Source organism: Marinobacter koreensis (assembly GCF_023156285.1).
Taxonomy (GTDB): domain Bacteria; phylum Pseudomonadota; class Gammaproteobacteria; order Pseudomonadales; family Oleiphilaceae; genus Marinobacter; species Marinobacter koreensis.
In genome coordinates this window covers 94,342-115,072 of sequence record NZ_JAKZAJ010000003.1, presented here as the reverse complement: position 1 = coordinate 115,072, position 20,731 = coordinate 94,342, and the positions used below count along the sequence as shown (strand labels likewise).

The 20,731-nt window shown below is 58.4% G+C and carries 24 protein-coding genes; 13 read left to right on the top strand and 11 right to left on the bottom strand.

What is annotated here, in order from left to right:
- Nucleotides 1-144 precede the first annotated feature (144 nt).
- Nucleotides 145-822 carry a DUF2202 domain-containing protein gene (locus tag MLD04_RS08805; protein WP_248157144.1) on the top strand — a complete coding sequence of 226 codons (678 nt, stop codon included), beginning with the start codon at nucleotides 145-147 and terminating at the stop codon, nucleotides 820-822.
- An 80-nt stretch (nucleotides 823-902) separates the two neighbouring features.
- Here MLD04_RS08805 and yghU read toward each other — a convergent pair whose 3' ends face one another.
- Nucleotides 903-1,775, bottom strand: coding sequence for a glutathione-dependent disulfide-bond oxidoreductase (yghU, locus tag MLD04_RS08800; protein ID WP_248157142.1), 873 nt, complete (start codon nucleotides 1,773-1,775; stop codon nucleotides 903-905).
- Between the two features lie 125 nt (nucleotides 1,776-1,900).
- Nucleotides 1,901-2,569 (bottom strand): DNA-3-methyladenine glycosylase I, encoded by a 669-nt coding sequence (locus MLD04_RS08795; protein WP_248157135.1) that lies wholly within the window; start codon nucleotides 2,567-2,569, stop codon nucleotides 1,901-1,903.
- A gap of 146 nt (nucleotides 2,570-2,715) precedes the next feature.
- Between MLD04_RS08795 and MLD04_RS08790 the strand changes: the two genes are divergently transcribed.
- Complete coding sequence (locus MLD04_RS08790) at nucleotides 2,716-2,904, top strand: hypothetical protein (RefSeq protein WP_248157132.1); 189 nt, start codon at nucleotides 2,716-2,718, stop codon at nucleotides 2,902-2,904.
- Between the two features lie 44 nt (nucleotides 2,905-2,948).
- Here the strand turns inward: MLD04_RS08790 and MLD04_RS08785 are convergent, their stop codons facing one another.
- The 5 genes from MLD04_RS08785 to MLD04_RS08765 form a co-directional block, all read right to left on the bottom strand.
- Nucleotides 2,949-3,536, bottom strand: a complete 588-nt coding sequence (locus MLD04_RS08785; RefSeq protein WP_282451827.1) for an SCO family protein — start codon at nucleotides 3,534-3,536, stop codon at nucleotides 2,949-2,951.
- A 36-nt stretch (nucleotides 3,537-3,572) separates the two neighbouring features.
- Nucleotides 3,573-4,013, bottom strand: a complete 441-nt coding sequence (locus MLD04_RS08780) for a copper chaperone PCu(A)C (protein ID WP_248157130.1) — start codon at nucleotides 4,011-4,013, stop codon at nucleotides 3,573-3,575.
- A gap of 114 nt (nucleotides 4,014-4,127) precedes the next feature.
- Entirely contained in the window at nucleotides 4,128-4,478 is a 351-nt protein-coding gene (locus MLD04_RS08775; RefSeq protein WP_248157128.1) for a hypothetical protein, read from the bottom strand.
- A gap of 7 nt (nucleotides 4,479-4,485) precedes the next feature.
- Nucleotides 4,486-4,761 (bottom strand): YrhK family protein, encoded by a 276-nt coding sequence (locus MLD04_RS08770; protein ID WP_248157127.1) that lies wholly within the window; start codon nucleotides 4,759-4,761, stop codon nucleotides 4,486-4,488.
- 50 nt (nucleotides 4,762-4,811) lie between these two features.
- On the bottom strand, nucleotides 4,812-5,159 hold the full coding sequence (locus MLD04_RS08765; protein WP_248157125.1) for a 4a-hydroxytetrahydrobiopterin dehydratase: 348 nt from the start codon (nucleotides 5,157-5,159) through the stop codon (nucleotides 4,812-4,814).
- A gap of 126 nt (nucleotides 5,160-5,285) precedes the next feature.
- On the opposite strand from MLD04_RS08765, the gene imuA reads away from it, so the two are divergent.
- The 4 genes from imuA (at nucleotide 5,286) to MLD04_RS08745 (ending at nucleotide 11,514) form a co-directional block, all read left to right on the top strand.
- Nucleotides 5,286-5,975 (top strand): translesion DNA synthesis-associated protein ImuA, encoded by a 690-nt coding sequence (imuA, locus tag MLD04_RS08760; protein WP_248157122.1) that lies wholly within the window; start codon nucleotides 5,286-5,288, stop codon nucleotides 5,973-5,975.
- 7 nt (nucleotides 5,976-5,982) lie between these two features.
- A complete protein-coding gene (locus tag MLD04_RS08755) occupies nucleotides 5,983-7,401 on the top strand; it encodes a Y-family DNA polymerase (protein WP_248157115.1) in 1,419 nt (472 codons plus the stop codon).
- A gap of 4 nt (nucleotides 7,402-7,405) precedes the next feature.
- Nucleotides 7,406-10,519: an error-prone DNA polymerase gene (locus tag MLD04_RS08750; protein ID WP_282451826.1), complete on the top strand. Its 3,114-nt coding sequence runs from the start codon at nucleotides 7,406-7,408 to the stop codon at nucleotides 10,517-10,519.
- 101 nt (nucleotides 10,520-10,620) lie between these two features.
- A complete protein-coding gene (locus tag MLD04_RS08745; RefSeq protein WP_248157107.1) occupies nucleotides 10,621-11,514 on the top strand; it encodes a cation efflux transmembrane domain-containing protein in 894 nt (297 codons plus the stop codon).
- A gap of 67 nt (nucleotides 11,515-11,581) precedes the next feature.
- On the opposite strand, the gene MLD04_RS08740 is transcribed toward MLD04_RS08745, so the two are convergent.
- The 4 genes from MLD04_RS08740 to dbpA all read right to left on the bottom strand — a co-directional run bounded on the left by MLD04_RS08740 (nucleotide 11,582) and on the right by dbpA (nucleotide 16,528).
- Nucleotides 11,582-12,904: a sodium ion-translocating decarboxylase subunit beta gene (locus tag MLD04_RS08740; RefSeq protein WP_248157100.1), complete on the bottom strand. Its 1,323-nt coding sequence runs from the start codon at nucleotides 12,902-12,904 to the stop codon at nucleotides 11,582-11,584.
- A gap of 13 nt (nucleotides 12,905-12,917) precedes the next feature.
- A complete protein-coding gene (gene oadA, locus MLD04_RS08735; protein ID WP_248157098.1) occupies nucleotides 12,918-14,711 on the bottom strand; it encodes a sodium-extruding oxaloacetate decarboxylase subunit alpha in 1,794 nt (597 codons plus the stop codon).
- A 39-nt stretch (nucleotides 14,712-14,750) separates the two neighbouring features.
- On the bottom strand, nucleotides 14,751-15,002 hold the full coding sequence (locus MLD04_RS08730) for an OadG family protein (RefSeq protein ID WP_248157096.1): 252 nt from the start codon (nucleotides 15,000-15,002) through the stop codon (nucleotides 14,751-14,753).
- Nucleotides 15,003-15,154: 152 nt separating this feature from the next.
- Complete coding sequence (dbpA, locus tag MLD04_RS08725; protein WP_248157094.1) at nucleotides 15,155-16,528, bottom strand: ATP-dependent RNA helicase DbpA; 1,374 nt, start codon at nucleotides 16,526-16,528, stop codon at nucleotides 15,155-15,157.
- 106 nt (nucleotides 16,529-16,634) lie between these two features.
- Here dbpA and MLD04_RS08720 point away from each other — a divergent pair, with 106 nt between their 5' ends.
- The 7 genes from MLD04_RS08720 to MLD04_RS08690 all read left to right on the top strand — a co-directional run bounded on the left by MLD04_RS08720 (nucleotide 16,635) and on the right by MLD04_RS08690 (nucleotide 20,728).
- Nucleotides 16,635-17,171, top strand: a complete 537-nt coding sequence (locus MLD04_RS08720) for a DUF2058 domain-containing protein (RefSeq protein ID WP_248157092.1) — start codon at nucleotides 16,635-16,637, stop codon at nucleotides 17,169-17,171.
- Between the two features lie 129 nt (nucleotides 17,172-17,300).
- Nucleotides 17,301-18,710 carry a F0F1 ATP synthase subunit beta gene (gene atpD / locus MLD04_RS08715; RefSeq protein ID WP_248157090.1) on the top strand — a complete coding sequence of 470 codons (1,410 nt, stop codon included), beginning with the start codon at nucleotides 17,301-17,303 and terminating at the stop codon, nucleotides 18,708-18,710.
- Nucleotides 18,700-19,116, top strand: a complete 417-nt coding sequence (locus MLD04_RS08710; protein ID WP_248157088.1) for a F0F1 ATP synthase subunit epsilon — start codon at nucleotides 18,700-18,702, stop codon at nucleotides 19,114-19,116. The genes atpD and MLD04_RS08710 overlap by 11 nt, the downstream gene beginning before the upstream one ends.
- Complete coding sequence (locus MLD04_RS08705) at nucleotides 19,109-19,423, top strand: AtpZ/AtpI family protein (protein ID WP_248157087.1); 315 nt, start codon at nucleotides 19,109-19,111, stop codon at nucleotides 19,421-19,423. Before MLD04_RS08710 ends, MLD04_RS08705 begins: the two co-directional genes overlap by 8 nt.
- Nucleotides 19,416-19,727, top strand: coding sequence for an ATP synthase subunit I (locus MLD04_RS08700; protein WP_248157085.1), 312 nt, complete (start codon nucleotides 19,416-19,418; stop codon nucleotides 19,725-19,727). Before MLD04_RS08705 ends, MLD04_RS08700 begins: the two co-directional genes overlap by 8 nt.
- A complete protein-coding gene (locus tag MLD04_RS08695) occupies nucleotides 19,724-20,437 on the top strand; it encodes a F0F1 ATP synthase subunit A (RefSeq protein ID WP_248157081.1) in 714 nt (237 codons plus the stop codon). The genes MLD04_RS08700 and MLD04_RS08695 overlap by 4 nt, the downstream gene beginning before the upstream one ends.
- A 12-nt stretch (nucleotides 20,438-20,449) precedes the next feature.
- Complete coding sequence (locus tag MLD04_RS08690; RefSeq protein WP_248157079.1) at nucleotides 20,450-20,728, top strand: F0F1 ATP synthase subunit C; 279 nt, start codon at nucleotides 20,450-20,452, stop codon at nucleotides 20,726-20,728.
- Nucleotides 20,729-20,731: the final 3 nt, after the last annotated feature.

Genomic DNA, 20,731 nt, shown 5'->3' with positions numbered 1-20,731 from the left:
ATTGCAGGAAAATTCACGAAAATAGATAGAACTACTTACGATCTTAGACGAAAAAGTTACATTCTTATGCGAACCTTCATTCATTCCTTGTCGTCTTAGATAGTGAATCCGGATTTTTCCGATATCTGAGTAATGAGGTCGTCTATGAATACCAAATCCTTCTTCACCGCCGCCCTGATCGGTTCCGTCTTTGCCAGCTCTGCAGCACTCGCTGCCGGCGGCCCTGGTTATGGTGGCGGACACAAGGTCGACACCGCTTCAACCGACACAGAAACATCCACTACCACCGAGAGCACCAGCTCCGATCTCGCCAGCGTGGAAGTCAGTGACCTTCAATACATGCGTGAGGAAGAGAAACTGGCCCGGGATGTCTATCTGACCCTGGATCAATACTGGGGCCAGCAAACCCAGGTCTTCGCCCAGATTGCGCTGTCGGAGGAATCCCATACCAGCACCGTCAACTACCTGCTGGACAAGTTTGACGTCGAAGATCCCGTGGTAAACGACACAATTGGTGTTTTCGTCAATGAGGAGCTTCAGGCGCTCTACAATGAGCTCGTCGCCAAGGGCGAAAGCTCCTTCCTGGACGCCCTTTATGTCGGCGCTCTGATCGAGGAAAAAGACATGGTGGACATTCTCGCCGCCATCAACGAGACCGATGAACGCCCGATCATCCTGGCCTACTCCAACCTGCTGGACGGCTCCAAAAGCCATCTGCGCGCCTTCGTGAGCGTGATCGAGGCCCAGGGCATAACCTACGAAGCCCAGATCCTCGATTCGGAAGAAGTCGAGCTGATTATTGAAGAGGAAGACGAGGACTGAACCCTCGTTCCGGTTACGGAAAACACGAAAGGGCAGCCGATGGCTGCCCTTTTTTTGTCCTGATACGACCGGCGCAGGATCTACTGTTCGTTCTCAAGCTTGTCCTGGGTCCGGAGCTCGAAATCGCTGGCATCGTGACGTTCATGCAACTGGGACGACAAATCCCCCCAGGTCTTGTTCACCATCCGGCCACGCTTCACGGCCGGCCGTTGCGCCACCTCGTCGGTCCAGCGAACCACATTCGTATAAGTATGAGCCTGGAGAAACTCGGCTGCCTCGTACACCATATTCTTCACCAGGGCGCCATACCAGGGCCAGATGGCCATATCGGCAATGGTGTACTCGTCGCCGGCAATGTACCGGTTGTCCGCCAGCTGACGATCCAGGACATCCAGCTGACGCTTGACCTCCATGGTGTAGCGGTTGATTGGATACTCGTACTTTTCCGGCGCATAGGCATAGAAATGTCCGAAACCGCCACCGAGGAAAGGCGCACTGCCCATCTGCCAGAACAACCAGTTCAGGGTTTCGGTACGGCCGGCCAGATCCTGAGGGAGAAACTCACCAAACTTTTCAGCCAGATACAGCAGGATGGAGCCGGACTCGAAGATCCGGACCGCCGGGTCCACACTGTGATCCATCATGGCGGGAATCTTCGAGTTGGGATTCACCTTCACAAAGCCGCTGCCAAACTGGTCGCCTTCGGTAATCCGAACCAGCCAGGCATCGTATTCCGCACCTTTGTGACCTTTCTCCAGCAATTCTTCCAGCATCACCGTGGCCTTCACACCGTTCGGTGTTGCCAGCGAATAGAGCTGGATCGGATGCTTGCCGACTGGCAGTTCCTTGTCATGAGTCGGGCCTGCGATCGGGCGGTTGATGCTGGCAAAACGGCCACCGCTTTCGGCATCCCATTTCCAGACCTTTGGCGGCGTATAGGTGGGGTCGCTCATTGTGCATGTCTCCGATTGATGAATAGGAAGCTACCTCTGACTTTACAGGAAAAGCTCCTGGACGGTGAAGGTGTACGAACTTTACGCGATAAAGACCACCCATGCAGGGTTCTCGTCGGACTGGCTCAGCTATCGATTGAAAAAGACACGATCCGTGACAGGTGACTGTATGGAAGACCGGTCTCACGATGCCAACGATTGAACGCTTCCTGAGCCTGGATCAGCCTCTTTTTCGATCCGGGAGAGGCATCCACCAGCCCTTCCCTCTCAAGAACCGTGACGACATCAGGCGAGAGAATAAATCCGTCCCATCCGACACGGCGAAGGAAATACTGGGCGGATGCGCCACCAAGTCGACTGCCGTGCCGTTTCAGCCACAGCAGCAATCCGGCCTGATCGTCCGATGGCCATTGGCTGAGAAAGGCGCCAAAGCTGCCGTGTTCCCGCGAAGCATCCACAATCATCCGGGCATTCTCCGGAACCGTGCGGATTTTCTGCATGTTGCGAACAATGCGCTCATCCTTTGCCAGCTCTTCCAGCACCTCCGGAGGTACCTGTTGCCAGTACAGTGGCACGAAGCCCTGGAAAGCTGATTCAAAATCCGGCCATTTGTTCTCGATCACCCGCCATACAAATCCGGCCTTGAAAACGCAGCGGGTCATCTCGGACAGGTAACGATCATCGCCCCTTGCTTCCAACTCACCCGGCCCGGCAATACGAGGCATCAGGGCCGCCATAGCGGTTTCGCCGCCCTTGCGACGGGCAGCGCGGTCATGGATGGGCGCAAATGACATAGATATTCTCCTGACTCCGGATAACCATTCCGTAAGGCTTGCCTTAAGGAAACTTTAAGGACGATCGACAACAGTCATCGAGGCTCCCGGAGTTTTTATGTTTGAACTCACGGGGTTCATTTCCAATGGCAAGAAGGATGTCTGAGATGAATGTATCCGCTTCGGTACAGGCTCAGCAACTGATGCAGATGGCATCGGCCCAGGCCAAGCCTGCTGTACAGTCTGCGCAGCAGGTACCGCCCACGGCAAACGCGACCGGGGAAGAGACTTCCGAATCCCCTGCCGTGCAAATGGCTGAAGGAGAGATTGGCGGCAGGATCAATACCTACGCCTGAACAGCCAGCAGGCGGTCGTTCAACGACCGCCTGTCCGACTCACATCAGTGTTTTCCCACCATCTTGGCCAGTTTGGTGACATCGGCTTTCACCGCTTCGTTCGGCTCGCTCTGAATGGCCATGAACGTGGGGTGGCCCTGATCGTCGAACGCGAGAACGGCGCTGGAGTGCGACACATTGTAATTACCGCTCTCATCCGGCTCATCGTAGCTGTAGGAAACCCGATAGCGATTGGCAATGTCGTCGATCTGCGCTTTCGTTCCCGTCAGCCCGATGAACTCGGGACCGAAGGCGTCTGTATAGATAGAAAGTGACTCTGGCGTGTCTCTTTTCGGATCTACCGAAACGAAGAGCACCTGGATCCGATCCCGCAGGGTACTGTCCAGTTGCTGCAGGATGGCTCGCAGGCGGGCGAGTGTCGTCGGGCAGACATCCGGGCAGTGGGTATAACCGAAAAACAGGAGCGTCGCCTTGCCGGCATAATCCTGTTCGGTAACGGTTTTGCCGGACTCGTTGACCAGCTCGAAATCCAGGGGCGGCAGAACATCGGAAACGTCCTGCGTCCTCCAGTCTTCGCCAGTACAACCGGCCAGGATCATCGCGACAAACAGCGGAAACAAGAGTCTGGACATAAGCTCCCGGTTAATTCAATCGATGGGACCGCCAACTTACATGGCGGCAGGAGACACAACCTTGAAGGACACCGGCATCGGGTCCCGGCCCTCGAACTCAAGCGTGATGACCACCTCGTCACCGACCTTCAGAGGCGCAGAACGCTTCATAAGCATCAAATGATAGCCGGATGGCGCAAACTCAAAGTCCTCACCGGCAGCCACGTCGATTTCGGGCACCGCCTTCATGTGAGCCATTCCGTCCTTTTTCATGCTCATGTGCATGTGGACCATTCCGAAAGCATCACTGCGGGCGCCCACGAGCTTGATGGTTTCGTTTGTACCGTTATGCAGCTTGAAATAGCCGGCACTGGGAATATCGCCCGGCATCAATCTCACTTTCGGGTTCGAGACAGCCACATCAGAGGCGAAAGCCAGGCCAGTGGAGAGGAGAAGTGCTGAAACTCCCACCAGCAATGAACGGAAAAATGGATACATGGAGTGCTCCTTGAAAGGTTGAATCGGGCAAGCGGTGGTATCGAACACGCACTCTATCAACCGGCTCCCCGGTGTCACAGCAGATGCGACATTTGGTCTCAGCCGCCAGTGATGTCAGAACGTGTCGCAGAGCGTGGAAAATCCGCAACGGGACTGGAATGCCTGGGAGGAGGTATCCAGAACAACCTTTTTATTGACCGTTTCGTAGTAGAACGACGAAAACCCTTTATCGCTGCCGGTCACACGGTAGGTGCCACAGACGCCGTAACCATGGTCCACCCGCTGAAGGTTCACAAGCTCTACGCTTGTACTGCCTGCATTCACAGCAGCGGCAATGGCCTGCTGGACCTCGGCATCATCGCGAGTCTCGGAAAGCGCCTGCCCTCCGAAAATCACAGCCCCCAGGAGCACAAAGACGGCCAGAGGAACAACGAATACAAGAACAAAGGAACGTGTCTGCGTCATGGTCGGGCTATGATTCCCAGTTACTCGAAGGAATGCGTTTGATATGAATGTGACTGACCAGCCGGATGGTGGGGCGAATCAGAAACTGGAAGCTGCCAATGATAAACAACCAGATCGCTGCCGTCTCGTATTCCGGAAACAGGAACAGGATACTGCCGATCAGGAACCAGATGGCGATGAAAAAGTCGTTGATAATACTCAGGACCTCATACCGACGGCGAATGATCAATTCTTCCCGTCCAAGTTTCAAGGTCAGTGGATTATCTGTCCAGTCTTCAACCATGGCTGATCCTGTTTCCGGTCAACAATATCGGCAACCCTGTAAACACGGTTTTACTGCATCGCCTTGTAGGCTTCGTCAGTACGGGCCGCCATAATGAAGTCGTTTTTGTGCAACCCTCCGATTTTATGGGTCCACCAGCGAACCGTCACCTTGCCCCATTCCAGCAGTATCGCCGGATGATGGTTCTCCGCCTCGGCCAGGTCCGCCACTTTGTTGGTGAACGTCTGGGCCTCGGCAAAATTCCGGAATTTGAATGCATGCCGGAGCTGCTCTTCCCCATCCAGGGTTACAACTTCCCAGTCGGGCACATCTTTCTGCAGCTCTGCCTTTTCGGCATCGCTGACTCTGGGCGCATCGGAACTGCAGGCTTCACAGGCTTGCTGTTTCAATTGGGTCATATTCGAACCTCCTTTTTTGCTCCCTGCCATTACGTTGGGTGCAACACTCCGATTTATCAACCCGTGCTTGAAATCCGGCCCACTTCAGAATACTGTATATTTAAACAGTATTAGAGAGCCCCCACCATGAGCGAGCTACTGAACACACTGATGCAGGACGCCCGGGTCTGGCAGGGACACCGGCACAACAAAACCACCACGCCTTCGGAGTCAACCGGCTACCAGCTACTGGACAATCAGCTTGGCGGCATTGGCTGGCCCCGGGGCGCCCTGAGTGAATGCCTTGTGGACCAACCTGGCATCGGCGAAATACACCTGCTGCTGCCGCTGATGCAACGGCTGACCGGCACGGGCAAAACCGTGTTCTGGCTGAACCCACCTCACACACCCTATGCACCGGCCCTGGCCCGGGAAGGGATCAACCTGGATCAGGTTGTCATGATTCAGACCGGGGATGGAGGGGACTTTCTGTGGACCCTGGAAAACTGCCTGCGCTCCCCCGTTACGGGCCTGGTAATGGCGTGGCCGGGCAAACTGGCCACTCGCGACATACGTCGGCTTCAGCTTGCATCAGAATCGGGTAGCAACGTGTGCGTATTGTTCCGGGAGCGACGGTATACAGATCAGAATTCTCCGGCCGCTTTGCGCCTGGAGCTGACCCCCGGCGACCACCAGGATCTCAAAATCAACGTGATCAAGCGGCGTGGCAGCTGGCCCGGCCAGCGGTGCAGCCTGGCCATGGCGCACCGTGCTGACCTGGCCTTCCGGGAAACTCCACAGGTGGTTCAGGGTCCCTGGCATCAATCGCGGCGATAGAACCAACATGCTCTGGCTGTACCTGCATTTTCCACACTTGCTGCTGGATCACATTCGCCGTGATCGTCAGGATCAACGCCCCCTGGTGATCGTGGAAGGCACCGGGCAACATGTGCTCCAGGCCTGCCCGGAAGCACGGAATCGGGGGGTTCAGACCGGCATGCGCCTGAAAACCGCCGTCACACTGGCGCCGGAACTGGGCATCGTGCGGGCGCAGCCCGAACAGGACGCCCGGATCCTGGAAGATCAGGCCCGGTGGCTGTACCGCTACGCCGCTCATATTACCCTGGTTTCCCCTGACGGCCTGTTGGCCGAAATCGGCAGCCTGCAGAAGCTGTACGGCGGTTTGCCAGCGGTCTGGCAAACGGTGGAGCAGGCGCTGGATGAACATCGGCTGACAGCCTGGGCGGCCACCGGTCATACCCCGCTGGCCGCCCGCCTCATTGCACGGGCCGGCAAGGGCGAATGCACAGGCGACAGAGGGCATATTCTCCGTACCCTGGAGACCATGTCCCTGGCGACGGCAGAGTTTGATGCCAAAACCTGCACCCGCCTGCAACGACTGGGGCTGAACACCCTGGGAGAGGTGTTTGCCCTGCCTGCACCGGAACTGGCACGCCGCCTGTCTCCGGAAATCCTCGCCCACATCCAGAAAATCCGGGGTACCCGGCCGGATCCCCAGGCCCCCTGGCAGCCGCCCCACTCTTTCCGCCAGCAGGCAGACTTTGTGCAGGAAATTGAGCATAGCCAGGGCTTGCTGTTCCCCCTCCAGCGTATGCTCTCGGAACTGGAAGACGACCTGTGTTGGCGCCAGCAGGATACTGACAGCCTGCACCTGATCCTGCAGCACCGACACGAGGAAGATACCCGCCTGCGCATCCGGACTTCCGGCCCGGAACACCGGGCTGATGGGTTTCTGAACCTGATCCGGCTAAGGCTCGAACAACAACCACTTCGGGCCCCCGTCGTTGCGCTGGTATTGTCGGTGAAGCGTTTTATCGGGCGGGAAGCCCCCGCAGGACAGGACCTTCTGGGTAAAAGTCAGGACCTGAACGAAGCCTGGCACACCCTGATCAGCCGTTTGCAGGCCCGGTTGGGCGATCACGCCCTGAAACGACTCTCCCCCCAGGAAGACCACCGACCAGAAAGAGCCTGGTCAGCCTCGGAGGTGCAAAGCAAACACAAACCCCGCCTGACCAATCCGGAGCATCTGCCCCGACGCCCTCTCTGGCTGCTTCAGGGGCCACAGCCTCTGACCGAACCGCCAACAGCCTGGTTTTCAGGCCCGGAACGCATCAGCGGTGGCTGGTGGGATGGCGAACGGGTGCACCGTGACTACTACATTGCCCAGCTACGGAGCGGGCAACTGGCCTGGGTTTTCCGGGATGTGCGTGAGGGCTGGTTCATACATGGCTGGTTTGGATAGTGCCATGCCCGACTACGCCGAACTCTTCTGCTTCAGCAATTTCACATTTCTGACCGGTGCCTCCCATCCCCACGAACTGGCTGAACGGGCGGCGGAAATGGGCTATACGGCCCTCGCCATCACCGATACCTGCTCCGTCGCGGGTATTCCCCGGGCCTGGGCCGCACTGAAGGACAGCCCGGTGAAGCTGATCACCGGCAGCTGGTTCGCTCTGGAGGATGCCCCTGACGGTGCCGCTACGCCCCGATTCATTCTCCTGGCTCGTACCCGACGGGGCTACGGCCAGTTGTGCCAACTGATTACCACTGGCCGTCGTCGGGCCGAAAAGGGTCTGTACCGGTTGTTCTTCAGGGATGTGGAAACCCACGAACTGGACGACTGCCTGTGTCTGTGGCTGCCGCCCACGGTTGCCGAGGCGAACACCGACCAGGCACAGGCCTGTGGTGAATGGCTGCTCAGGCTGTTTGAGCACCGCCTCTGGATCGCCGCCACCCGCACCCTGGAATCCGGCGAAGAACACCAGCTGGCCCGCGTCCGGTGGCTTGCCGACCAGCTCCGCTGCCCGATCACGGCGTGCGGCGAGGTTCATATGCATAGCCGGGAACGCCAGCCTCTGCAGGATGTACTGACCGCCCTGCGCTATCACACTACCCTGGAACACGCTGGCTATTGCCTGTTCCAGAACGGTGAACGCTACCTTCGTCCGCTGCCCGTTCTGCAACGGCTGTTTCCCGAGGAATGGCTGAACCAGACCCTCCGTATTGCCGAGGCCTGTTCGTTCGAACCGGGCAGCCTGCGCTACGAGTATCCCCCGGATCTTGTTCCTTCCGGAGAAACCCCGGCCGGCTACCTCAAACGCCTGACCCACGAGGGCGAACGCCAACGCTACCCCGGAGGCACACCGCTGCAGGTCCAGGCCCTGATCCGCAAGGAGCTGGAACTGATTTCGCTGATGCAGTACGAACACTACTTCCTCACCATTCACGACATTGTCGCCTTTGCCCGAAGCCAGGGCATTCTGTGCCAGGGTCGTGGGTCGGCCGCCAATTCCGCAGTGTGTTACTGCCTGGGCATCACAGAGGTAAACCCTGCCAACGTGGAGCTGTTGTTCGAGCGGTTCATCTCCAAAGACCGGGATGAACCACCGGATATCGACGTGGATTTCGAGCATGAACGTCGGGAAGAGGTCATCCAGTACATCTATCAGCGCTATACCCGGGAACGAGCCGCCCTGGCCGCAACCGTCATCCGCTACCGTCCGCGCAGCGCCATCCGGGATGTCGGCAAAGCTCTGGGATTCGACCCGGCACTGGTCGAACAGCTGCTGGATGGCATCGACTGGCGGGACAAGGCTACCAATTGGCGCCAGCAGGTGCTGGACAAGCATCTCACCCGCAATCCGTCAGTGGCAGATCAGTTCTTTACCCTGGTCAACACCTTGCTGGGATTTCCCCGGCATCTGTCCCAGCATGTAGGCGGTTTTGTGATCAGCGCCGGCCCCCTGGCGGAACTGATCCCGGTGGAAAATGCCGCCATGAAAGACCGCACTGTCATCCAGTGGGACAAGGACGACCTGGAAAGCCTGGGCCTGATGAAGGTGGACGTACTGGCCCTCGGCATGCTCTCCGCCATCCGCAAGGCGCTGGCCCTGATCGGCGAACAGAAAGGCGTGCCCTTCCATATCCAGGACATTCCGCAGGAAGATCCGGCCACCTATGCCATGCTTCAGAAAGGCGACAGCATCGGCGTGTTCCAGGTGGAATCCCGCGCCCAGATCAACATGCTGCCCCGGCTCAAACCAGAGACCTATTACGATCTGGTGATCGAAGTCGCCATCGTGCGACCCGGTCCGATCCAGGGAGATATGGTCCACCCTTACCTGCGCAGGAAGCACGGTCTGGAACCGGTCAACTACCCCAATGATGCTGTCCGTCGGGTCCTCGAACGCACCCTCGGCGTTCCCATTTTCCAGGAGCAGGTGATCAAACTTGCCATGGTGGCCGCCGGTTTCTCGGCTGGCGAAGCCGATCAGCTCCGCCGGGCCATGGCCGCCTGGAAGTCCCATGGCGACCTGACACCTTTTCGTGAAAAGCTCATCACCGGCATGCTCGAACGGGGCCACGATGCGGATTTTGCGGAGCGACTGTATCAACAGATCTGCGGCTTCGGCGGCTATGGCTTCCCGGAATCCCACGCCGCCAGCTTTGCCCTGCTGGTCTATGTGTCCGCCTGGATCAAACGACATTACCCGTCGGCGTTTTACTGTGCCCTGCTCAACAGCCAGCCCATGGGCTTCTATTCGCCCTCACAGCTGGTTCAGGATGCCCGCCGCCACCAGGTTCAGGTGCTGCCCCCCGATGTCAATCACAGTCAGTGGGACCACAGCCTCGAGGGACCGGATCGCCACCTGCGCCTGGGTCTGAGAATCATCCAGGGGCTGTCCCGGGAAGGCGCCAACCGCATCCACCAAAACCGACCGGGCAGCGGCTACCGCTCAGCAACCGAACTCCGCCGCCAGGCCCACCTTAACCAGCGGGATATGGAACTGCTCGCCGGCGCCAACGCCATGCCCGGATTCACCACCAACCGCCACCAGGCTTACTGGCAACTGCTGGATCACGAACAACCGGCTGCCCTGTTTGCACAGGACACACCGGCAGACTACCAGCCGGACCACTGCCCCCTGCTCCCCGAACCCAGCGAAGGCCAGAACGTTCTGGCCGATTACGCCAGCCAGGGCCTGACCCTGCAACGTCATCCGCTGGCCCTGCTCCGGGAGCAGGGGCATTTGCGCTTTTGCCTGACCTCCGAACAGCTGAAGAATACAAGGGCCGGGATTCCTGTCCAGGTCGCCGGCCTGGTCACCGGCCGCCAACGCCCCGGCTCCGCCTCCGGGGTTACTTTCGTCACCCTGGAAGACGAAACCGGCAACGTTAATGTGGTGGTCTGGCTGGAAACCGCTCGACGGCAACGCAAACCGTTACTGACGGCAAGGCTGTTGCACGTAAAGGGTGTGTTGGAGAGGGAGGGCGACATTGTTCATGTGATGGCGGGAAAGCTTTCCGATCTGAGTCACCTGATCCATTCACTGCCGGTCAACTCCCGGGATTTTCAATGATCTGGTCATAGCCCGGCTGCATCGCTATCATCCGGTTGACCTTGTAGTTACCACAGGGTTTTAAATAGTCTCTGATCGATCTGGCTAACTGGAGCCGTATTGTGAGCAAAACCTGTGAAAACTCGTGTGGCTGCGCGGCCACATCAGAAGCAAATGCTGCTGATATTCCGGTTTCATCCGCAGCCTCAGGGGCATGGGTCAGCGTTTATACCGTCCCCAAAATGGATTGCCCGTCAGAAGAACGAATGATCCGAATGGCCCTGAGCAACTTTGACGAGATTCAAACGCTTTCCTTCGATTTGCAGAACCGCCGGCTCGACATTATCCATGACGGTTCGCCCGAGCCCATTACCGCAAAACTGGAGACTCTGAATCTGGGGGCGTCTCTTCAGCGGACCCGGTCTGCCGATTCGGAAATCATAAAAGCCGCAGCCGCACCTTCTCCGGCAGAAGAGGCCGGCACCTTGCGTATTTTACTTGGCATCAACGCCCTTATGTTTGTGGTGGAACTGGTTGCGGGCCTGATCGCCCAGTCTACCGGCCTGATCGGGGACTCCCTCGACATGTTTGCCGATGCCGCCGTCTATGGCCTGGCCTTCTACGCCGTCGGGCATAGCGCCAGGATGCAGGTCCGTGCCGCACATGTTGCCGGTGTACTCCAACTCATTCTCGCCATCGGAGTTCTTGCAGAAGTGGCGCGGCGCTTTGTGTTTGGCAGTGAGCCCGAATCCCTGGTGATGATGCTCATTGCGTTCATCGCGCTCATCGCGAATACAGCCTGTCTGCTGCTGATCTCCCGGCACCGTGAGGGTGGCGCCCATATGAAAGCCAGCTGGATATTCTCCGCCAATGATGTTGTCATCAATCTGGGCGTCATCGCCGCCGGCGCACTGGTTGCGTGGACCGGTTCCAGCTACCCCGACCTGATCATCGGCACGATCGTGGGACTGATTGTGCTCAACGGTGCCCGGCGGATCCTGGCCCTCAAAAACTGAGAGACAAAGGATCACATAAAAGAAAACCCCGCTTATCGCGGGGTTTTCTTTCGACGGTGAAAGACAATCAGCCCAACAGCTTGATCATCACACCCGCCGCCACAGCCGAGCCAATCACACCCGCCACGTTCGGGCCCATGGCGTGCATCAGCAGGAAGTTGTGAGGATTGGCATCCAGCCCGACCTTGTTCGATACCCGGGCCGCCATCGGCACCGCCGAGACGCCCGCAGAGCCAATCAGCGGATTGATCTTCTCCTTGGTGAAGGCATTCATCAACTTGGCCATCAGAACACCGCATGCGGTACCAACACAGAACGCTGCCATACCCAACACCAGGATACCGAGCGTCTGAAGGTCCAGGAACTTATCGGCACTCAACTTGGAGCCCACCGACAACCCGAGGAAGATGGTCACAATGTTGATCAGCGCATTCTGGGAGGTATCACTCAGGCGCTCCACCACACCACACTCACGCATCAGATTACCGAAGCAGAACATCCCGAGCAGCGGCGCTGCATCCGGCAGGAACAGCGCGGTGGCAATCAATACCACGATCGGGAAGGCGATGCGTTCCTTCTTGCTCACCGGCCGCAGCTGGGACATCTTGATGGAACGTTCTTTCTCGGACGTCAGCGCCTTCATAATGGGCGGCTGAATCATCGGCACCAGCGCCATGTACGAATAGGCTGCCACTGCGATCGCACCCAGAAGATGCGGCGCCAGAATGCTGGATACGTAAATCGAGGTGGGACCGTCGGCACCGCCGATAATCCCGACCGCAGCCGCCTCCAGGATGGTAAAGTCCATGGTGCCACTCCAGTCCAGCAGAGCCGCGCCAAGCACCGTGCCGAAAATACCGAACTGAGCGGCAGCACCCAGCAGCAGCGTTTTCGGGTTGGCCAGCAACGGACCGAAATCGGTCATGGAGCCCACACCCATGAAGATGATCAGCGGCGCGGCACCGCTGGCAATCGCCACCGTGTAGAAGTTATAGAGCATGCCATTGGTGTAGCCATAGGTCTGAGCCACCACGCTGGCCTGCTGGACCACATCGTAGCTGGCCTCCTTATAGGCATGTTTGAAGGCTTCCAGTAAATCCGGTGTCACCGCCTGCCCTGCCTGATAGGACACATCCAGAACAGCCGACAGGGCCGCCAGCACATCGGGTTTACCGAAGTGAATGGCATTCTCCGCCGCCGACAGGGCCAGGCCCGCCTCCGGAATATTCGCCAGGATACCCCCGAAGCCGATGGGCACCAGCAACAGCGGCTCAAAGCCCTTGCGGATCGCAAGGAACAACAGGAGCAAGCCCACACAGATCATCACGAACTGGCCGGCTGAGAGGTTGAACAGGCCACTACCCGTCCACAACGTTATTAGCTTTTCCATGGAATGCTGGCCCTTATCCGATTGTCAGCATTTCATCATCAGGGGATACGGCATCACCGACCTTGATGAAGACTTCGCCGACAGTGCCGGCTCTGTGTGCGCGGACTTCCGTTTCCATCTTCATGGCCTCGAGGATCACCAGGACATCGCCGTCCTCCACCACGTCACCGGCCGATACCAGTACCTTGAAGATATTGCCACCAAGCGGCGCCACCACAGGCTCACCTTCCCCGGCTGCGGGTGCTGGTGCCTGGGCGGGCGCCGACGCGGACGCGGACGCTGCACCGCCCTCACCCTGGATCTGGGTAATCTCACCACCCTCGGACACGGCAACCACGAACTTCTTGCCGTTGACCTCGACGGTATAGGTTTCAGGGCCGCCGGCATTCTTCGCAGGGGCGGCGCTTTCAGCAGTGGGGGCCGGCTCGAACGCATCCGGGTTGCCACGGTTTTCCAGGAACTTGAGGCCGATCTGCGGGAACAACGCGTAGGTCAGTACATCGTCAACCACGTTGTCAGCCAGCTTGATGCCTTTCTCATCCGCCAGCTTCTTCAGCTCATCGGTCAGCTTGTCCATTTCCGGCTCGATCAGATCCGCAGGACGGCAGGTAATCGCTTCCTTGCCATCCAGAACACGCTCCTGAAGTTCCTTGTTGAAGGCTGCCGGAGCCGCACCGTATTCACCCTTGAGGATGGCGGAAGTCTCCTTGGAAATGGACTTGTAACGCTCACCGGTCAGCACGTTGAGCACCGCCTGGGTGCCCACGATCTGGGAAGTCGGCGTTACCAGCGGAATGTAACCCAGATCCTCGCGGACCTTCGGAATCTCGGCCAACACATCGTCGAATTTGTCCGCGGCATTCTGCTCCTTCAGCTGGCTTTCCATGTTGGTCAGCATGCCACCGGGTACCTGGGCCAGGAGAATGCGGGAATCCACCCCCTTGAGACTGCCCTCGAACTTCGCGTATTTCTTGCGGACTTCCCGGAAGTAGCCTGCGATCTCCTCAAGCAGGTTGAGATCCAGCCCGGTATCCCGATCCGTTCCCTCCAGAATGGCCACAACGGCCTCCGTGGGAGAGTGGCCGTAGGTCATGCTCATGGATGAGATGGCGGTATCCACATTATCGATACCCGCTTCCGCAGCTTTGACCGCTGTCGCGGTGGACATGCCCGTGGTGGCATGACACTGCATGTGGATGGGCACGTTCAATTCTTTCTTCAGTCGGCTGACCAGATCATAGGCCACGTAGGGTTTGAGCAGACCGGCCATGTCCTTGATGGCAATGGAATCAGCACCCATGGACTCGACCTGCTTTGCCAGCTCGACCCACATCTCGATGGTATGCACCGGGCTGGTGGTGTAGGAAATCGTGCCCTGGGCGTGCTTGCCGGTCTTGCGGACCGCCTGGATAGCCGTTTCCAGGTTGCGGGGATCGTTCATTGCATCGAAGATACGAAATACATCCACCCCGTTCTCGGCAGCGCGCTCAACAAACCGCTCGACCACATCGTCTGCGTAATGGCGATAGCCCAACAGGTTCTGCCCCCGAAGCAGCATCTGCTGCGGGGTATTGGGCATGGCCTTCTTGAGTTCCCGGATACGCTCCCACGGATCTTCGCCGAGGTACCGGATACAGGCATCAAAGGTCGCACCCCCCCAGGACTCCAAAGACCAGTAACCCACCTTGTCGAGTTTCTCGGCAATGGGCAGCATGTCATCCAGTCGCATTCGGGTTGCAAGCAGGGACTGGTGGGCATCTCGCAGAATTACATCCGTAATGCCCAGCGGTTTTTTTGTATCAGTCATCGCGTCAGCCTTCTGAAAAGGTTCCAATCGGTGTCCGGCTCACTTCTTGTGGCGAGTCCGGTATTGTGCAATCGCCTTCTTGATGGCCTCGGCGGTATCAGCATCCACAGACGCGGGGGCCTTTGGCCTGGCTCGGGGGGACCGGGCCGGAGTCGCCGGCTCAGGAGGGGAATAACGGGTGATGATTCGCGACATCAAGCCGGTTGCAAACACCAGAATAATCAGGAATGCGAACACGAAGCCCATTCCCACGATCATCAGATCGATGGCTTGTGACATCAGCTCATTCATATCGAACAGCTACCTGTTTTGTTGTGTGTAACTTCCCTATCGGCGCAGCCTGGCGCAGGCAACGCGTCAGATTAATCCTGCGTAATGTACCGTTTCAAACGGTACTGGGCAACCAAGAACCATATTTTCCATACGGGTTTTCCGTAACTCCGTCAGGCATACCGAATCCGAAAATTTCTACCCTTGATCTTCCCGCGCTCAAGGCGCTTCAGGGCCCTGGCCGCGTAGTCCGCCTCAATAGCGACAAAACTCTCAAACTCGAACAGGTCAATCTTGCCAACGGCGCTGCCGGGGATGCCCGCCTCACCGGTCAGGGCACCCAGGATATCCCCGGGACGAACTTTGTTTTTTCGGCCACCGGCAATATTCAAGGTCACCATCGGCGGGGTGACCGGGCTGATCTCTGTCGCAAGCAAAGCCTCCGTATCACCCCACTGCACCGCCTGCCCCCGGGCTGACTCCAGGCGGGATATCTTGTGCCCTTTTGAGGGCGTACAGAGGGTAACGGCAACACCTTCCTCACCCGCTCTGCCAGTTCGTCCAATGCGATGAGTGTGGACCTCCGGATCCCGGGCTGGCTCAGCATTGATCACCAGCGGCAGGGATTTGATGTCCAGACCACGGGCAGCCACATCGGTTGCCACCAGTATCGAACAACTACGATTACCAAAGCGTACCAGCACGCTGTCCCGCTCTCTTTGATCGAGATCACCGTGCAACGCCTCTGCAGAAAAGCCTTCGCCGCGCAGACTCGATGCAAGCTGGTCACAATTCTGTTTGGTGGCACAGAACACGATGGCCGAAGTCGGCTGGTATCGGGACAGCAGGGCCATCACCGCTGGAACTTCAGCGTCGGGTGGAATTTCAAAGAAAACTTCGTGGATGTCCGGAGTCGCCTGCGTTCCCTCGACCCGCACATCAACCGGCTCCTTCTGGTAACGACCACTCAGGGCCCGGATCGCCTTCGGCCAGGTCGCGGAAAACATCAGCGTCTGCCGACGATCCGGTGTCTGGGCCAAGATCGATTCCACCGAGGCCTCAAAGCCCATATCCAGCATGCGGTCGGCCTCATCGAGCACGACCATTCCGGCGTTACCCAGATCCAGCGTGCCCTTGCGCAGGTGATCCTCAATGCGTCCGGGGGTGCCCACCACGACATGGGCCCCGTGGCTCAGTGAGCCGATCTGAGGCCCGATCGGGACACCGCCGCACAGAGTCAGAATCTTGATATTCCGTTTTGCCCTCGCCAACTCACGCAGGGCCTTGGCCACCTGATCTGCCAGTTCCCGGGTTGGGCACAGCACCAGCGCCTGGACCGAAAAATCCCGCGGCCGGAGTTTCTCCACCAGCCCGATGCCAAATGCCGCCGTCTTGCCACTCCCGGTGCGGGCCATGGCAATGACATCCCGGCCAGCCAGACAGTGAGGGAGTGCCAGTCGCTGGATATCGGTGGGTTGGACCAGGCCGAGCCGGCTAAGGCTGGACATCATGGCCGGGGAAAGACCGAAGTCGTCGAAGGAAGGCATAGGCAAACTGTCCGGAATCGTGAGGTACGGTTTTTGAAGGCGAAAATGACGGCGTATACTACCCCATCGTAACAGGCGAGTTCGCAACTATTCGACGGAGTACACAATGGCATCCTTACAGGATCAGCTCTTGAAGGCCGGCCTGGCCGATGAGAAGAAGGCCCGATCGGTCCGCAACGAGAAGCGCAAACAGCGTAAACAGCAGCCCAAAGGTTCGGTTCAGGTCAACGAAGCCGAGATTCGTGCCCGAAAGGCCCGGGAAGAAAAAGCCGAACGGGACCGCCAGCTGAACCTTGAGCGCCAGAAAGAGGCCGAGAAAAAGGCCATACAGGCACAGATTCGCCAGTTGGTCGAGACTAACCGCCTGGACCGCAGCAAGGCCGAAACTTCCTACCAGTTTGTGGACGGCAAGAAGATCAAGAAAATCCTGGTCGACGATACCATGGTGGACCAGCTTTCCCGTGGGCGCCTCGCTATCGTTCGTCTCGGAGAAGACTACAACATCGTGCCCGAAAAGGTCGCGCGCAAAATCATGGAGCGGGACGAAAGCGCTGTGGTCGTTCTTCACGACCGGAAACAGGATGATCAGGGAGACGATGATCCGTACGCCGGGTACGAAATCCCGGACGATCTGATGTGGTAGGGCTCGCCCCAGCCCTCTTTGCAAATCGAAGCTCCTGACCAGAACGGCTGATTGTAAGCTGCCGGATAATATCCGGCACTGCTGCTAATCTTTGAGGTAACGACACTGTACCGCCTCAAGGAGTTTGGCATGCCTGAGCTGACAGAAAGGGATTTTTCCTCGGGTTACATCACTGCCGTGCGAGGCAACGTCGTGGACGTTCGTTTCACTGGCGTGCTGCCACCCAGACATGCCGAACTGCACACCGGAAAGGCAGGAAATGTCATCCTTGAGGTGCAGACGCACCTGGACCGAACCACCGTCCGATGCATTGCCCTCACCCCCACCCGGCGCCTGGCCAGAGGCATGTCGGTTCAGCCGACCGGCACCGGGCTACAGGTGCCGGTCGGCCCGTCACTCATGGGCCGCATGATCAATGTCTTTGGCAAACCGGTCGACGGAGGTGCAGCCATTGAAACCTCGCAGTACTGGCCTATTCATCGCCCCGTCCTGCCCCTCTCCGAGCGCACCACCAGCACCGAAATTTTCGAAACCGGCATCAAGGCCATTGATCTGCTCGCCCCCATTGAACGTGGCGGGAAATCCGGCATGTTTGGCGGCGCGGGCGTTGGCAAAACCGTCCTGATCAATGAACTGATCAATAACATGGCCGAGCGGTACGAAGGCGTCAGCCTGTTTTGCGGCATCGGCGAGCGCATGCGCGAGGCCGAGGAAATGTACAGCTCCATGCAGGAATCCGGCGTTCTGGAGAAAGCCGTACTGATCTACGGCCAGATGAACGAGCCACCGGGTGCCCGATTTCGCGTTGGTCACGCCGCACTGACCGTGGCCGAGTATTTTCGGGATGTCCAGAAACGGGATGTCCTGCTTCTGATCGACAATGTCTTTCGCTTCGTTCAGTCCGGCATGGAGGTCTCCGGCCTCCTGGGACGGATTCCATCAAGGGTCGGATATCAGCCGACACTCGCGACCGAACTGGCGGAGCTTGAGGAGCGAATCTGCAGTTCAAAAAGCGCCAGCATCACCTCCGTCCAGGCCGTCTACGTGCCCGCCGATGACCTCACCGACCCCTCTGCCACGCATATTTTCTCGCACCTGACGGCGTCCATTGTCCTGTCACGAAAGCGGGCCAGCCAGGGACTGTATCCTGCCATCGACCCGCTATCGACCGCGTCGAAAATGCTCACGCCGACCATTGTCGGCCGCCGCCACTACCGCGTGGCACAAGCCGTTCGCAGCACCCTGGCAGAGTATGAGGAACTGAAGGACATCATTTCCATGCTGGGTCTCGAAGAACTGTCGCGGGAGGATCAGGCCACTGTCAGCAAGGCGAGACGGCTGGAACGGTTCCTGACGCAACCGTTTTTCACCACCGGACAATTCACTGGCAAAGGTGGCCGCCTGGTGCCACTGGAAAAGACGGTCGAGGGTTGTGAGCGGATTCTTCAGGGGGAATTCGAAAGCGTCAGTGAAAAGGCCCTGTACATGATTGGGGCGATTGAGGAAGTTGCTGCCCGGGAGACGGATCATGAGCACTGAACCACCGTCTCACATGAACCTGAAACTGCTCCTTCCGACCGAAGTTCTGCTCGAACAACCGGTCACCAAAATCATTGCCGAGGCAGAAAACGGAGAGTTCTGCCTGCTGCCGCGGCACATTGACTTTGTGGCCGCGCTGGTACCCGGCGTTCTGAGTTTCATCACGGGAGATGGCGAGGAACGTTTTGCGGCGATTGATCGCGGCATTCTGGTGAAATGCGGCCCTGACGTCTCGATATCGACGTTCCGGGGTGTCACCGGAACGCAAATCGACACACTCCAGGACCTCATTGATGAGCGCTTCACGGTTATGGATGAACATGAACGCAAGGCCAGATCTGCTCTGGCCCGCCTTGAGGCCAACACCCTGAGGGGGTTTCTGAACCTGGAGGAGCCCCATGAATGAACCCTCTCGCCGCCGCGGCTCTGAGCTGGATCCCGATCGCCTGAGCCGGAAAATCGGTCGCCGGGCAAAGCGCAAGCAACAGGCCCGTGAACAGAAACCCGGGCCGGCGTGGTTCGGTCTGGGGATGTTTGGCCTGGTGGGCTGGTCGATTGCCATACCGACGCTGATCGGAATCGCGGTGGGTGTGTGGGCCGATAAGCGCTGGCCCGGCGAGGTTTCCTGGACACTGACCCTGCTGTTCATCGGCCTCGCCCTGGGTTGTGCAAACGCATGGTACTGGATCAAACAGGAGAGCCATCGTGACTGAAACGTTAATCCAGATTCTCTATTACGGCATCTACCTGGCCAGTGGCGCGATACTGGGACTGGTGTTTCTCTGGGGGCTCTGGCTGACGGTCCAAAAGCTTCCTGCCACTCGACATCCGGCGCTTCTGGTCATGGCCAGCCTGATATTGCGATTTGCCGTCTCGTTGGCGGGATTCTATGTCATCGTCCAGCTGGGCGGCTGGGATCAGATTCTCATGGCAGTGGCCGGATTTACCCTGCCCAGGCTGTTTCTCGCAAGGCGCCTGCAACCCCCGCAGGAAGTGAGTGGAGGCGTTGATTCATGACGATTTCTCCCGACAGCATTGTCTACTGGCAATGGCATGCCCTCACCCTGAACGCGACCATCGTCTTCACCTGGCTGGTCATGCTGATTCTGACCGTCGGCTCATGGCTGGTCACCCGAAACCTGTCCGAAGGCCCGGAGCTATCGCGCCTTCAGAATCTGCTGGAAGTGGTGGTAACAGGTATTCGGGACCAGATTGCCCAGGTGAGCCTACAGAACCCCGGTCCCTACCTGCCCTTTGTCGGCACCCTGTTCCTGTTCATCGCCACCGCCAACCTGCTCAACATCATTCCGGGTTACCAGGCACCGACGGGATCACTGTCGACCACGGCAGCACTGGCAATCTGCGTGTTTATTGCGGTCCCCGTCTTTGGTATCGCCAACCGGGGAGCCGGGCGTTTTCTGAGGCACTACATCCAGCCAACGCCCCTGATGCTGCCATTCAACATTATCGGGGAGCTCTCCCGAACCGTGGCGCTGGCCGTTCGCCTGTATGGCAACATCATGAGTGGCACCGTCATCGTCGCCATCCTCCTGAGCCTGACCCCCTATTTTTTTCCCATCGTCATGCAGCTCCTGGGGCTACTGACCGGCATGATCCAGGCCTACATCTTCGCTGTTCTGGCCATGGTCTACATCGCTTCGGCAACCTCGGCCCAGGAGCCTGAAAAAGAGAACACACAGACCTCGCCCCCCTCTCACGAACGCTGAAGGAGTTACTCTATGGATAGCATCTCGATCATTGGCATGGTGTCGGTCATTACTGCAGGGCTGACGATTGCGATCGGGTCCATTGGCCCGGCCTTCGGAGAGGCACGGGCAGTTGCCCAGGCCCTGAGTGCCATTGCCCAGCAGCCGGACGAATCAGCCACCATCACCCGAACCCTGTTCGTCGGTCTGGCCATGATCGAGTCGACGGCGATCTATTGTTTTGTGGTGGCCATGATCCTGATTTTCGCCAACCCCTTCTGGAATCATGTGACCGCTGCAGCGGGAGGGTGATTC